The sequence below is a fragment of the Brevundimonas sp. UBA5936 genome, from assembly GCA_002430835.1.
In the GTDB taxonomy this organism is placed as follows: Bacteria; Pseudomonadota; Alphaproteobacteria; order Caulobacterales; family Caulobacteraceae; genus Brevundimonas.
The window spans coordinates 1-12,902 of the sequence record DJDA01000024.1; the positions used below are offsets into that span (position 1 = coordinate 1).

Genomic DNA, 12,902 nt, shown 5'->3' on the forward strand with positions numbered 1-12,902 from the left:
CGCCGCCAGCATCAGCGGCCCCAGCTGGGCCTCGCGCAGATCCGACCCGTTCAGCCGCGCCCGCGTCAGCCGCGCGCCGCGCAGATCGGCCCGGCGCAGATTGGCCGAGCGCAGGTCCGCGCCCTCCAGTTGCGCGCCCTGAAGCTGCACCCCCTCCATGTCCAGGCCGTAGAAGACCGCCCCCTTGGCCGACAGGGCCGTCAGGTTCAGCCCGCGAATAGTGACCAGCGGCCGCAGATCCACCCCGTCGAACACCGAGGGCTGGCCCTCGGTCCCGCCCGTCTCGCACCATTGGGCGTGGTCGCGCAGCATTTCGGCGGCGGGCATCTGGCTGACCGGCTCGCCCGCCGGGCGGTTGTCCACCAGGGCGCCGTCCATATTGGCCCCGTCCGTCCGCCACATGGCGGCCTTGACCCCCACCAGGATGGCGTCGCTGAGGTCCGCCCCCGACAGGTCGGCGCCCGACAGGTCGGCCCCGGCCAGATCGGCGCCGCGGAAGCTGGCCTGTTTCAGATTGGCCCGGACCAGCTTGCAGTCCTTCATGATGGCGTCGGTGAAATCGGCGGCCACGGCGACGACGCCGGTCATGCGCGAGCGTTGCAGATTGGCGCCCGCCAAGACGGCGCCCTGCGCCTGGGTGTCGGCGCGCTTGCGCGCCTCGACGACGCGAAAGCCCAGCTTGGCGTCCTTGGCGGCGATGGTCCCTTCACGCAGGTCGGCCTCGAACAGATCGGCCCCCGACAGGTCGGCGCCGCGCAGGCAGGCCCCGCGCAGGTCGGCCCGCCGCATGTTGGCGTCGATCAGGGTCACGTCCTGCATGTCCGCGCCGAAGAAGTTGGCGTTGTCCAGCTTGGCGCCCGTCAGGTCGCAGCCGATCAGGCAAGCCGCTGTGAAGTCGGCGTCGGCCAGGTTGCGGCCGCGCAAGTTCACGCCTGACAGGTCCATCCAGGCGAAGACCGCCCGCGCCCCGCCCGGCCGCGCCTGCCACAGGCGGTCGTGCTTTAGGCAGACGGCGTCGACCTCTTCCTGGGTCAGCTTCCTGCGGACGGGTTCGACGGCCTCGCTCATGGGGGCGATCATGGCTTACGGCGGATTAAGGAAGCTTTGCGGAAACAACCGTTTTCGCGTCGTTCCCGCCCGCTGTCGCCGCGTTCTACTCCGTCAACAGACCCTGTTCGCGCAGGGCCTCGGCCAGCTCGCCCTCCTGGGTCCACAGACGAGTGTAGCCCGCTTCGCCCAGCCGGTTCAGCTCGGTCGTCAGATCGGCGCGCGCGGAGGCGGCGAAGCGGCCGTCGAAGCCCGCCCCGTCGAGGCTGACGCGCACCATCGGGCGGCCCGTCTCCAGACGGTGCAGGAAGCCTTCGCTCAGCACCGAAGCCTCTTCGCACAACAGACCCGTCTCGACCGTCAGGCCCGACTGGCGCAGCCGCTCCGTGCCCCGGCCCGAGGCGAAGGGCGACGGGTCCAGGGCGGCGATCACCACCCGCTCGACCCCGGCCTCGGCCAGGAAGTGGGCGCAGGACTTGCGGCCTGACGAGCGGGCGCCGCACGGCTCCAGCGTCACATAGGCGGTCGCGCCCTTCACGGCCTCGCCCGCCTCGGGCACGGCCTGCTCCTCGGCGTGGGGGCGTCCGCCCGGCGCCGTCGCCGCCTCGGCCAGTACGACCCCGTCCTTGACCAGGACGCAGCCGACCGCCGGATTGGGCCAGGTCTCGCCCATGCGGCTGAGGGCCAGGTCGATGGCCCGTCGCATGAAGACGGCGTCTTGCGCCTGCCCGCTCACGCGATCACTCTCGCGATTGGGGGCAGAGCCTGCGCCCGCCCCTCGTCCAGATAGCGGGCGGCGACCGGCTTCAGGTCGGCGTCCAGGTCGATCTCCAGCGGATTGCCGGTCGGGATCTCGACGTCGACGATCTTGTCGTCCGGCACGGCGAACAACAGCTTGACGATGGCGCGCAGGGAGTTGCCGTGGGCGGCGATCAGCACGTCCTCGCCCGCCTTCAGGCGCGGGGCGATCTCGGCGTCCCAATAAGGCTGCACCCGGTCCAGCGTGGTCTTCAGGCTCTCGGTGTCGGGGATTTCCTTGCCGGCGTAGCGGGGGTCCGCGTCGAAATCGAACTCGCCGCCCGGCGCCAGCGGCGGCGGCGGCACGTCATAGCTGCGGCGCCAGACCTTGACCTGGTCCTCGCCGTGCTTGGCCGCCGTCTCGGCCTTGTCCAGCCCGGTCAGGCCGCCGTAGTGGCGCTCGTTCAGGCGCCAGTCCTCGATCACCGGCACATCCTTCAACCCGGCCGAATCCAGCGCCAGGGCGCCGGTACGCTTGGCCCGCTTCAGCACCGAGGTGAACATGACCGCCGGGGTAAAGCCCGCCTGCGCGATCAGCTCGCCGCCGCGCCGAGCCTGGGCCTCGCCCTCCGCCGTCAGGTCGACGTCGACCCAGCCGGTGAAGCGGTTTTCCAGGTTCCATTGGCTCTGGCCGTGGCGCAGCAGGATCAGGCGGGTCATCAGGGTCTCCGGGAGCATCCGTATCTGGGTTTCTCGCTAGGCCCCCGACGCGGGGGCGGTCAAGGTTTCGCCGCACGTCAGAGATTACAGCCGCCTCGACCGCAGCCATAACAGGGGTCGCGCGTTGTGGCCTCTCGAGCAGGGGGAGGCTATAGGCCGAGGTTGCACTACGGCCCCCGCTCTCCCCAGCGGCCCATCTAGGAAGACTTATGCAAAAGCCCCGTCAGGACATCCGCCCCAACACCGCGGAGTATGAAACCCTGCCCCTGGTCAAGCCGACCGGCTTTCGCGAATACGACGCCCGCTGGATTCTGGAAAAAGAGATCAACCTTCTGGGCATCCAGGCCCTGGGCCTTGGCCTGGCCACCTATGTCCAAGAAATCGGCCAGACGCCGAAGATCGCCGTGGGCCACGACTTCCGCGGCTATTCCCTGTCGGTGAAACAGGCGCTGATCCTGGGTCTGCTGGAAGGCGGCATGGAGGTGCTGGACATCGGCCTGGCCCTGTCGCCGATGGCCTATTACGCCCAGTTCGCGCTGGACTGCCCCTGCGTCGCCATGGTCACGGCCAGCCACAATGAGAACGGCTGGACCGGCGTGAAGATGGGCGCCCAGGCGCCGCTGACCTTCGGTCCCGACGAAATGGGCCGCCTGAAAGAGATCGTCCTGAACGGCCAGGGCGTCGCCCGCCCCGGCGGCCGTCTGGAGCGCGTCGAGGGCTTCCGCGAGACCTACATCAAGGACGTGGCCTCCAAGGTGAAGCTGTCCCGCCCGCTCAAGGTCGTGGCCGCCTGCGGCAACGGCACGGCCGGCGCCTTCGCCCCCGAGGTTCTGCGCCTGATGGGCGCCGAGGTGATCGAGATGGACACCGACCTCGACTACACCTTCCCCAAATACAATCCGAACCCGGAAGATCACGCCATGCTGGTGCAGATGGCGGCCAAGGTGAAAGAAACCGGCGCCGACCTGGCCCTGGGCTTCGACGGCGACGGCGACCGCTGCGGCGTGGTCGACGACACGGGCGAGGAGATCTTCGCCGACAAGATCGGCCTGATGCTGGCCCGCGACCTGTCGGCCCTCCACCCGAACGCGACCTTCGTCGTCGATGTGAAGTCGACCGGCCTCTACAAGACCGACGAAGTGCTCAAGGCCAACGGCGCGACCACCGTCTACTGGAAGACCGGCCACTCCTACATCAAGCGCAAGACCGCCGAACTAGGCGCCCTGGCCGGGTTCGAGAAGTCGGGCCACTTCTTCCTGTCGGGCGATCTGGGCCACGGCTATGACGACGGCCTGGTGGCGGCGGGCGCCGTCCTGGCCATGCTGGACCGCAACCCCGGCAAGTCGCTCAGCGAACTGAAGACCGCCCTGCCAGACGCCTGGACCAGCCTGACCATGTCGCCGCACTGCGACGACGAGCTGAAGTACGACGTCCTGGCCAAAATCGTGAAGGAATACGAGGAACTGGCGGCGTCCGGCGGCGAAATCCTCGGCCGCAGGATCGTCGAGGCCATCACCGTCAACGGCGTGCGCGTCCACCTGGAAGACGGCTCCTGGGTGCTGGTCCGCGCCTCCTCCAACAAGCCGGAGCTGGTCGTGGTGGTCGAAAGCATGAGGTCGGCGGACGACATGCGCGACCTGTTCCGCAAGGAAGTGAAGCCCCGCCTGGCCGCCCACCCGGAAATCGGGGCCTTCAACCAGGAAATCTGATTCCGGTTTGACCGGCGGCGGCGTCGTGGACGATGCTTGTTCCATGAACGACGCCGCCGCCTCCCTCCCCGTGGTCATCGTCGGCGGCGGGTTCTCCGGCGCCATGCTGGCCGCGCGCCTGGCCGAACTGGGCCAGGCCTCGGTCCTGATCGAACGCGGCGAACAGGTCGGTCTCGGCGTCGCCTATTCCACGCCCCTGGACGACCACCGCCTCAACGTTCGCGCCGAGCGGATGAGCGCCCGCCCCGACCGGCCCGCCGACTTCACCGACTGGCTGGCGCTCCACGCCCCCGCCTTCGCCGATCCGAACGGCTTCGCCCCGCGCCGTCTCTACGGCCTCTATGTACAGGCCCGCCTGGCCGAGGCCGAAGCCGCCCATCCCGGCCTGATCCGTCGCGTGAAGGGCGAGGCCGTCCGCATCGAAGGCGAGACCGTCCTCCTCGCCGACGGCGCCCGCATCCCCGGCCGCGCCGTGGCGCTGGCCACCGGCAACCCGCCGCCCCGCCCCGCCGTCTCGGGCGAAGGCCCCCGCCGCATCGCCGACCCGTGGCGGCCCGACGCCCTGGCCGCGATCGCCCCTGACGACGACGTGCTGATCCTCGGCTCCGGCCTGACCATGGTCGATGTCGTCCTGGCGCTTCAGGCCCAGGGCTGGCGCGGCCGGGCGACGGTCGTGTCACGGCGCGGTCTGTTGCCCCAGGCCCACGGCGCCCACCACGACGCCCCGATCGACCTGCCGCCCGAGGCGCTGACCGGCGCCCTGTCCCGCCGTCTGACCTCAGTGCGGCGCCTGGCCCGCGATCACGGCTGGCGCCGCGTCATGGAGGGCTATCGCCCCATCACCGCCGCGCTGTGGGGCGCCGCGACGATCGCCGAACGCGCCCGCTTCCTGCGCCATCTGCGCCCCTGGTGGGACGTTCATCGCCACCGCATCGCGCCCGAGATCGCCGCCGTGCTGGAGACGCTGATGGCGGCGAACCGCCTGACCGTCGTCGCAGGCCGCGCCCAGACGACGAAGGTCGATGACCGGGGCGTGACCCTGACTGTCCGCATACGGAACGGCGAAGCTCAAGCCTTCCCCGCCGCCTGGTTGATCGACTGCACCGGGCCCGGCCACGACGCCGCCCGCGCGCTCCTGACCGCCGCCCTGATCGCCGAAGGCCGCGCCCGCCTCGACGCGGTCGATCTGGGCTTCGACCTCGACGCCGAGGGCCGCGTGCTGCACGCCGACGGCGCCGCCGATCCCGGCCTGTTCGTGCTCGGCCCCCCGGCTCGCGCCGCCTTCTGGGAGACGATCGCCGTACCGGATATCCGCCAGCGCATCGAGGCCCTGGCCCGCGCCCTCGCCGGTTGACGCGCGCCGTTCAGGCGGTCGGAATTTCCAAGGCTTCGCGCCTTCCTCTGCGAGACTTAGCGTCTGGCGAGCCTTTCCTGGGTCCGCTATCACCGGGACAGGAGAGGAAACACAAAAATGAACCGTCACCGCACCCGCGTACTTGGGGATCGCACCCTCGCGCCTGAAACCCTGATGATGGGCTACGGCTATGATCCGGCCCTGTCGGAGGGCGCGATCAAGGCGCCGCTGTTCCAGGCCTCGACCTTCGTCTTCAAATCGGCCGAGGACGGCAAACGCTTCTTCGAGGTCGCCTACGGCCTGCGCCAGCGCGACCCGGACGAGGCCCTGGGCCTGATCTACTCGCGCATCAACAATCCGAACCTTGAGATTCTGGAAGACCGCCTCGCCGTCTGGGACAAGGCCGACAAGGCCCTGGTCTTCTCCAGCGGCATGGCCGCCATCTCGACCGCTATGCTGGCCCTGGTGCGGCCCGGCGACGTCATCCTCTATACGGCCCCGGCCTATGGCGGCACCGAATACCTGTTCGACCGCATCCTGCCCCGCTACGGCGTCAAGGCGATCAGCGTCCCCGCCGCCGAGGGCGCCGACGCCCTGGACGCCGCCATGATCGCGGCGGCCGCGCAGGCCAAGGCCACCGGCGGACGCCTGGCCGCCGTCTATCTGGAGACCCCGGCCAATCCGACCAACCAGCTGGTCGACATCGCCCGCGCGGTCGCCGGCGCCAGGGCGTTGGGTCAGACCGAACCGCCGGCAGTCGCCGTCGACAACACCTTCCTCGGCCCTCTGTGGCAGAGCCCGCTGGAGCTGGGCGCCGACCTCGTCCTCTATTCGCTGACCAAATACGTCGGCGGCCACTCGGACCTGATTGCGGGCGGCTGCATGGGCGGGGCCGACATCATGGCCCGCGTCGGCGAGATGCGGACCATCTGCGGCACCACCGCCGATCCGCATACGGCCTGGCTGCTGCTGCGCAGTCTGGAGACCCTGCACATCCGCATGGAGCGGGCGCAGGACAACGCCCTGATCCTGGCCGAGCGGCTGCGCGCCGATCCGCGCGTCAGCGCCGTCCTGACGGCAGGCGGGCCGGACGCCTCGCCCGAACAGCAGGCGATCTTCGAGGCCCAGTGCAAGGGCTCCGGCTCGACCTTCTCGCTGGAGCTTCCGGGCGGCGAGGCCGAGGCCTTCCGCATGCTGAACGCGTTGCGCCTGTTCAAGCTGGCCGTCAGCCTGGGCGGCGCCGAGAGCCTGGCGTCGCACCCCTCCAGCATGACCCACTCCGACTACACGCCCGAAGCCAAGGCCCGCAGCGGCATCGGCGACAACCTGGTGCGTCTGTCGGTCGGCATCGAGAACGTCGACGACCTGTGGGCCGACCTGAATCAGGCCCTGTCCGCGATCTGAAGGCGCGGGCGGCGGGCGATCAGCCCGCCGCCTTCACCGCCTCGGCGACCTCGTTGACCACGCGCTTGACCAGGGCTTCGTCGTCGCCCTCGGCCATGACGCGGATCAGCTTCTCCGTGCCCGACGGGCGAACGAGCAGACGGCCCGAGCCGTTCAGCGCCGCCTCGGCCTCGGCCATGGCCGCCTTGACCTTGGCGTCCTCCAGCGGCTTTCCGGCGGTGTAGCGGACGTTCTGCAGCAGTTGCGGCACCGGCTCGAACTGACGCGCCAGTTCGCTCATCGGCACGTTCTGCTCGACCAGGACGGCCAGCACCTGCAGCGCCGCCATCAGGCCGTCGCCGGTCGTGGCGTGGTCCTTCAGGATGATGTGGCCCGACTGTTCGCCGCCGATGTTGAAGCCGCCCTCGCGCATCCGCTCCATGACGTAGCGATCGCCGACCTTGGTGCGCTCCAGCGTCAGGCCCTCGGCCTTCAGACGGCGCTCCAGGCCCAGGTTGGACATGACGGTGGCGACCACGCCGTTGCCGTTCAGCCGCCCGCGCTTGGCCCAGTCCAGCCCGATCAGGGCCATGATCTGGTCGCCGTCGACCACATGGCCCTTTTCGTCGCAGATGATGACCCGGTCGGCGTCGCCGTCCAAGGCGATGCCGATATCGCAGCGATAACGCTTCACCGCCTCAGACACGGCCGCCGGATAGGTTGAGCCGCATTCGGCGTTGATATTCAGACCGTTCGGCTCGACGCCGACGGGGAAGACCTCGGCGCCCAGTTCATAGAGGGTCGTCGGCGCCACGCGGTAGCCCGCGCCGTTGGCGCAGTCGATGGCGATGCGCAGGCCCTTGAGGCTGAGGCGTTTGGGGAAGGCCTGTTTGGCGATCTCGATGTAGCGCGGCGGGGCGTCGTCGATGCGTTTGACCCGGCCCAGCTTGTTCGACGGCGCCAGATCCTGATCCAGGGCCCCGTCCATCATGGCCTCGATCTTCAGCTCGATCTCATCCGACAGCTTGTAGCCGTCCGGCCCGAACAGCTTGATGCCGTTGTCCGCATAGTCGTTGTGCGAGGCCGAGATCATGATGCCCAGATCGGCCCGCATCGAGCGGGTCATCATGGCCACGCCCGGCGTCGGCAGCGGCCCGAACGTCCGCACGTCCATCCCGACGGAGGCCAGACCCGCGACGAGCGCCGGCTCGATCATATAGCCGGACAGACGCGTGTCCTTGCCGATCACCACCAGGTGGCGGCGATCATCGTCGGTGCGGAACAGCCGCCCGGCGGCCAGGCCGACGCGCAGGGCCACCTCGGCCGTCATCGGATGGGTGTTGGCCCGGCCGCGAATGCCATCGGTGCCGAAGTATTTTCTCTCGCCCAAGAGGCCGTCCTTCGCTGGCGGCCCCGGAATTGCAAAGAAACCTTCCGAAACCCATTTTTTGATGTCGTCGCCCCCGCGATTTCCTAGAGCGGAGATCAAGGGCGGAGGCTGAACCCTCTCGCTTACCTCAATTTCGCGGCCCTGCGCAAAAAGCGTCGGCCGCACCCGATCGGAGCAGACCTCATGTGCGGCATCATCGGCGTCACCGGAACCGGCCCCGTCGTCCCTCGCCTGATCGACAGCCTGAAGCGGCTGGAGTACCGCGGCTATGACTCGGCCGGCATCGCCGTGCAGAACGACGGCGGCGTCGAGCGCCGTCGCGCCAAGGGCAAGATCCGCGAGCTGGAGGCCGTGCTGGCCGCCGACCCGATCGCCGGGACCGTCGGCGTCGGCCACACCCGCTGGGCCACCCACGGCGCCCCGACCACGACCAACGCCCACCCGCACAAGGCCGGTCGCGTCTGCCTGGTCCACAACGGCATCATCGAGAATTTCGCCGAACTGAAGGCCGAGATGGAGGCCGAGGGCCGTGTCTTCGAAAGCCAGACCGACACCGAGGTCGTGGCTCATCTGCTGGATCACAAGCTGGCGGCGGGGATGGCCCCGCTGGACGCCTTCAAGGCCACCTTGGACCGCCTGACCGGCGCCTACGCCCTCGCCGTCCTGATCGAAGGCGAGGACGAACTGATCCTCGGTGCCCGTCGCGGCAGCCCCCTGGTCGTCGGCTGGGGCGAGGGCGAGATGTATCTGGGCTCGGACGCCCTGGCCGTCGGCCCCTTCACCCAGAAGATCTCCTACCTGGAAGAAGGCGACTACGTCGCCGTGACCCGCACCGGCGCGCGCATGTTCGACGCCTCGGGCCGTCCGGCCGACCGCGCCGTGGTTCAGGTCTCCGCCTCCTCGGCCCTGGTTGAGAAGGGCGAGTACCGCCACTTCATGGAAAAAGAGATCCATGAACAGCCCGACAGCGTCCAGCACACTCTGTCGGAATACCTCGACCTGGTCTCCGGCAAGGCCAAGGTCCAGGCCGTCGACTTCGCCGCCATCGAGCGCATCCAGATCGTCGCCTGCGGCACCGCCTTCTACGCCGGCCAGATCGGCAAATACGCCTTCGAACGCTATGCGGGCCTGCCCTGCGACGTCGAGATCGCCTCGGAGTTCCGCTATCGCCACCCGGCCGTGAGCAAGGGGACGCTGGCCGTCGCCGTCAGCCAGTCGGGCGAGACCGCCGACACCCTGGCCAGCCTGACCTGGTGCAAGGCGCAGGGGCTGAAGACCGCCGCCGTCGTCAACGTCCACACCTCTTCCATGGCGCGCGAAGCCGAAGTCCTGTGGCCGACCCATGCGGGGCCGGAAATCGGCGTCGCCTCGACCAAGGCCTTCACCGCCCAGGTCGCCGCCCTGCTGTCGCTGGCCGTGGCGGCGGGCGTGGCGCGCGGCAAGATCGACGCCGCTCAGGAAGCGGAACTGGTCAAGGCCCTGTTTGAGGCGCCGCGCCTGATCTCCGAAGCCCTGCAGATGGACGCGGGCATCCACGCCCTGACCGTCGACCTGGCCAAGGCGCGCGACGTCCTGTTCCTGGGCCGCGGCCCGATGTTCCCGCTGGCCATGGAAGGCGCGCTGAAGCTGAAGGAGATCAGCTACATCCACGCCGAGGGCTATGCAGCGGGCGAGCTGAAGCACGGCCCCATCGCCCTGATCGACGAGGCGACGCCGACGGTGGCGCTGGCGCCGCTGGACGACCTGTTCGAGAAGACCGCTTCCAACCTTCAGGAAGTCGCCGCGCGCGGCGGCCCGGTCATCATGATCGCTCCGGAAAAGGCGCCCGACCCGCACGGCGCAGGCATCCGCCGCGTCCATGCGCCGGACTGCCCCGCCCTGATCTCGCCCCTGGTCTACGCCGTGCCCATGCAGCTGCTGGCCTATTACACCGCCGTCCAGAAGGGCACCGACGTCGACCAGCCCCGCAACCTGGCCAAGTCGGTGACGGTGGAATAGGCGAACCCGATCAGCCTGAGGGCGTTTGGAAGCTTCACGAATTACGCCTATGACAGGCGCCCCAAGGCTGATCAGGACGATCCATGACGACCTCCCCCGCCCGCCTGCGCAAGGCGGTCCTGCCCGTGGCCGGTCTCGGCACGCGGGTTCTGCCCGGCACCAAGACCACGCCGAAGGAGCTGCTGAACGTCGTCGACCGGCCGATCCTCTCCTACATCGTGGAAGAGGCGCGCGAGGCGGGGATTGAGCACATCGTCTTCGTCACCGGCCGCGCCAAACAGGCGATCGAGGACTATTTCGACCATCAGATCGAGCTTGAGGCCCAGCTCCTGGCCAAGGGCAAGACCGAGATCCTGGAGATCATGAACGCCGAGCTGGCCCAGGCCGGCGAGATGAGCTTCACCCGCCAGATGCAGCCCAAGGGCCTGGGCCACGCCGTCTGGTGCGCCCGCGACATCATCGGCCACGAGCCCTTCGCCGTCATCTTGCCCGACGTCATCGTGGATTCTCAGCCCGGCGCCTTGAAGCAGCTGGCCGAGGTCTACGCCGAGGTCGGCGGCAACGTCATCGGTGTCGAGGCCGTGCCCGAGGCCGACACCCATAAATACGGCATCATCGACCCCGCCTCCCACGACGGCCGCCGCTACGGCATGAAGGGCATGATCGAAAAGCCCGCCCAGGGCACGGCGCCCTCGAACATGTCGATCTCGGGCCGCTACATTCTGCAGCCGGAAATCTTCGACCTGCTGGAGACGCAGGAGCGCGGCGCCGGCGGCGAGATCCAGCTGACCGACGCCATGGACCGGCTGATGAAGACGCAAACCTTCACCGCCTATGAGTACGAGGGCGTGACCCACGACTGCGGCGACAAGATCGGCCTGCTGCGCGCCAACGTCGCCCTGGCCCTGAAGCGCCCCGACCTCGGCGACGCCGCCCGCAAGGCGATCGAAAGCCTGCTTTGATCCGCCTCGCGGCGCCGACCGACGCCCCCGCCCTCACCGCCGTCTGGCGCCGCGCGGTCGAGGCGACGCACCACTTCCTGACGCCCGAGGCCATCGACGCCATTGAGGCCGACGTCGCCGCCTGGCTGAACAGCGGCGATCCCCACCTCTGGGCCTGGGAACAGGACGGGGCGCCGGTCGCCTTTCTCGGCCTGTCCGGCGATGAACTGGCGGCCCTGTTCGTGGACCCTCGCCTGCACCGCTCCGGCATCGGGCGCCGGCTGGTCGATCACGCCCTGTCGTTGGGCGCCCGACGCCTCAGCGTCAATGAGGACAACCCCGGCGCTCGCACCTTCTACGAGCAGCTCGGCTTCCAGGCCGTGGGCCGCGCCGAAACCGACGACGCCGGGCGTCCCTATCCGCTGATCCTCATGGCGCTCGACGCCGATCCGACCTGATCCGATAGGCTTGCAGCGCCGGTTGTAATCGTCCGCTACCGAAAAGGTCGTGATTTCAAGGACTGTGGGCCATGGCGCCGCGTCAGACGCGCCTGACCTCGTCCCCGGCTCATCCTGCCGGGCCAAAAAAGGAAGACCCTCCGAGTTCAGACGATTCAGACGAATTGGACTCTGTTTTTCCGCCCTGCGTCGCTTTCGCCGCTCCCAAGCGCCACGCTTTCGCCCCCTCGCGCGTTCGGCTAGGCAGGTTAGAGTGCTGAAAACGAGGTTCGACTGATGCGCGTGATGATTCTGGGCGGCGACGGTTTCTGCGGCTGGCCCACGGCCCTGCACCTCTCGGCGCGCGGCTGGGACGTGCTGGTCGTCGACAACCTCAGCCGCCGCAACATCGACAATGAGCTGGAAATCCGCTCCCTGACCCCGATCCGCACCATGGGCGAGCGCATCGCCGCGTGGAAGGAGGTCTCGGGCCGCACCATCGACTTCGTCAACCTGACCGTCGGCAAGGAGTTCGACCGCCTGGTCGCCCTGATCCGCGACTGGGCGCCCGACAGCGTCGTCCACTTCGCCGAGCAGCGCGCCGCCCCCTATTCGATGAAGTCGGCGCGGCACAAGCTCTACACCGTCGACAACAATCTGAACGCCACCAACCACCTGCTGGCCGCCATCGTCGAAAGCGGGCGGGACGTCCACCTGGCCCACCTGGGGACCATGGGGGTCTACGGCTACACCACGGCGGGCCTGCGCATCCCCGAGGGCTATCTGAAGGTCACGGTCGACACCGACCACGGCCCGACCGAACAGGAGATCCTGTTTCCGCCGAACCCCGGCAGCATCTATCACATGACCAAGACGCAGGACGCCCTGCTGTTCCAGTTCTACGCCAAGAACGACGGGCTGCGGATCACCGACCTGCACCAGGGCATCGTCTGGGGCGCTCAGACCGAGGAAACCCGTCAGGACGAGCGCCTGATCAACCGCTTCGACTACGACGGCGACTACGGCACCGTGCTGAACCGCTTCCTGATGCAGGGCGCGCTTGGCTATCCGCTGACGGTGCACGGCTCGGGCGGCCAGACGCGGGCCTTCATCCACATCCAGGACACGGTGCGCTGCGTCGAGCTGGCGCTGAAGAACCCGCCCAAGCGCGGCGACCGGGTCAAG

11 protein-coding genes are annotated in these 12,902 nt (G+C 68.9%); 7 read left to right on the plus strand and 4 right to left on the minus strand.

Features of this window, described 5'->3' with window-relative positions; all coding sequences use genetic code 11:
• From B2Y21_RS02070 to gpmA, 3 genes are all read right to left on the minus strand, one after another.
• Positions 1 to 1,068: pentapeptide repeat-containing protein (locus B2Y21_RS02070; protein WP_292056481.1), on the minus strand; the 1,068-nt coding region annotated here is incomplete at its 3' end.
• An 85-nt stretch (positions 1,069 to 1,153) separates the two neighbouring features.
• Positions 1,154 to 1,783 (minus strand): bifunctional diaminohydroxyphosphoribosylaminopyrimidine deaminase/5-amino-6-(5-phosphoribosylamino)uracil reductase RibD, encoded by a 630-nt coding sequence (locus B2Y21_RS02075; RefSeq protein WP_292056482.1) that lies wholly within the window; start codon positions 1,781 to 1,783, stop codon positions 1,154 to 1,156.
• Positions 1,780 to 2,505 carry a 2,3-diphosphoglycerate-dependent phosphoglycerate mutase gene (gpmA, locus tag B2Y21_RS02080; RefSeq protein WP_292056484.1) on the minus strand — a complete coding sequence of 242 codons (726 nt, stop codon included), beginning with the start codon at positions 2,503 to 2,505 and terminating at the stop codon, positions 1,780 to 1,782. The genes B2Y21_RS02075 and gpmA overlap by 4 nt, the downstream gene beginning before the upstream one ends.
• Positions 2,506 to 2,714: 209 nt before the next feature.
• Between gpmA and B2Y21_RS02085 the strand changes: the two genes are divergently transcribed.
• From B2Y21_RS02085 to B2Y21_RS02095, 3 genes are all read left to right on the plus strand, one after another.
• Positions 2,715 to 4,214, plus strand: coding sequence for a phosphomannomutase/phosphoglucomutase (locus tag B2Y21_RS02085; protein WP_292056486.1), 1,500 nt, complete (start codon positions 2,715 to 2,717; stop codon positions 4,212 to 4,214).
• A gap of 43 nt (positions 4,215 to 4,257) precedes the next feature.
• Positions 4,258 to 5,568: an FAD/NAD(P)-binding protein gene (locus tag B2Y21_RS02090; RefSeq protein WP_292056487.1), complete on the plus strand. Its 1,311-nt coding sequence runs from the start codon at positions 4,258 to 4,260 to the stop codon at positions 5,566 to 5,568.
• A gap of 117 nt (positions 5,569 to 5,685) precedes the next feature.
• A complete protein-coding gene (locus B2Y21_RS02095) occupies positions 5,686 to 6,972 on the plus strand; it encodes a cystathionine gamma-synthase family protein (RefSeq protein ID WP_292056490.1) in 1,287 nt (428 codons plus the stop codon).
• Positions 6,973 to 6,991: 19 nt separating this feature from the next.
• Here the strand turns inward: B2Y21_RS02095 and glmM are convergent, their stop codons facing one another.
• The gene (gene glmM / locus B2Y21_RS02100; RefSeq protein WP_292056492.1) at positions 6,992 to 8,341 is read right to left on the minus strand and encodes a phosphoglucosamine mutase; all 1,350 of its coding nucleotides are present in this window, start codon (positions 8,339 to 8,341) and stop codon (positions 6,992 to 6,994) included.
• A 183-nt stretch (positions 8,342 to 8,524) separates the two neighbouring features.
• Here glmM and glmS point away from each other — a divergent pair, with 183 nt between their 5' ends.
• The 4 genes from glmS to B2Y21_RS02120 all read left to right on the plus strand — a co-directional run.
• Positions 8,525 to 10,339, plus strand: a complete 1,815-nt coding sequence (glmS, locus tag B2Y21_RS02105; protein ID WP_292056494.1) for a glutamine--fructose-6-phosphate transaminase (isomerizing) — start codon at positions 8,525 to 8,527, stop codon at positions 10,337 to 10,339.
• An 83-nt stretch (positions 10,340 to 10,422) separates the two neighbouring features.
• A complete protein-coding gene (galU, locus tag B2Y21_RS02110; RefSeq protein WP_040346366.1) occupies positions 10,423 to 11,301 on the plus strand; it encodes a UTP--glucose-1-phosphate uridylyltransferase GalU in 879 nt (292 codons plus the stop codon).
• Positions 11,298 to 11,738: a GNAT family N-acetyltransferase gene (locus B2Y21_RS02115; protein ID WP_292056498.1), complete on the plus strand. Its 441-nt coding sequence runs from the start codon at positions 11,298 to 11,300 to the stop codon at positions 11,736 to 11,738. The genes galU and B2Y21_RS02115 overlap by 4 nt, the downstream gene beginning before the upstream one ends.
• Positions 11,739 to 12,014: 276 nt before the next feature.
• Positions 12,015 to 12,902 (plus strand): NAD-dependent epimerase/dehydratase family protein (locus B2Y21_RS02120; RefSeq protein WP_292056500.1); only part of this gene is annotated, 888 nt, incomplete at its 3' end.

What these genes read in the sequence shown, in the direction of transcription:
- gpmA (WP_292056484.1), bottom strand. Translation starts at nt 2,505, where the DNA reads ATGACCCGCCTGATCCTGCTGCGCCACGGCCAGAGCCAATGGAACCTG.
- B2Y21_RS02085 (WP_292056486.1), top strand. Translation starts at nt 2,715, where the DNA reads ATGCAAAAGCCCCGTCAGGACATCCGCCCCAACACCGCGGAGTATGAA.
- B2Y21_RS02090 (WP_292056487.1), top strand. Translation starts at nt 4,258, where the DNA reads ATGAACGACGCCGCCGCCTCCCTCCCCGTGGTCATCGTCGGCGGCGGG.
- B2Y21_RS02095 (WP_292056490.1), top strand. Translation starts at nt 5,686, where the DNA reads ATGAACCGTCACCGCACCCGCGTACTTGGGGATCGCACCCTCGCGCCT.
- glmS (WP_292056494.1), top strand. Translation starts at nt 8,525, where the DNA reads ATGTGCGGCATCATCGGCGTCACCGGAACCGGCCCCGTCGTCCCTCGC.
- galU (WP_040346366.1), top strand. Translation starts at nt 10,423, where the DNA reads ATGACGACCTCCCCCGCCCGCCTGCGCAAGGCGGTCCTGCCCGTGGCC.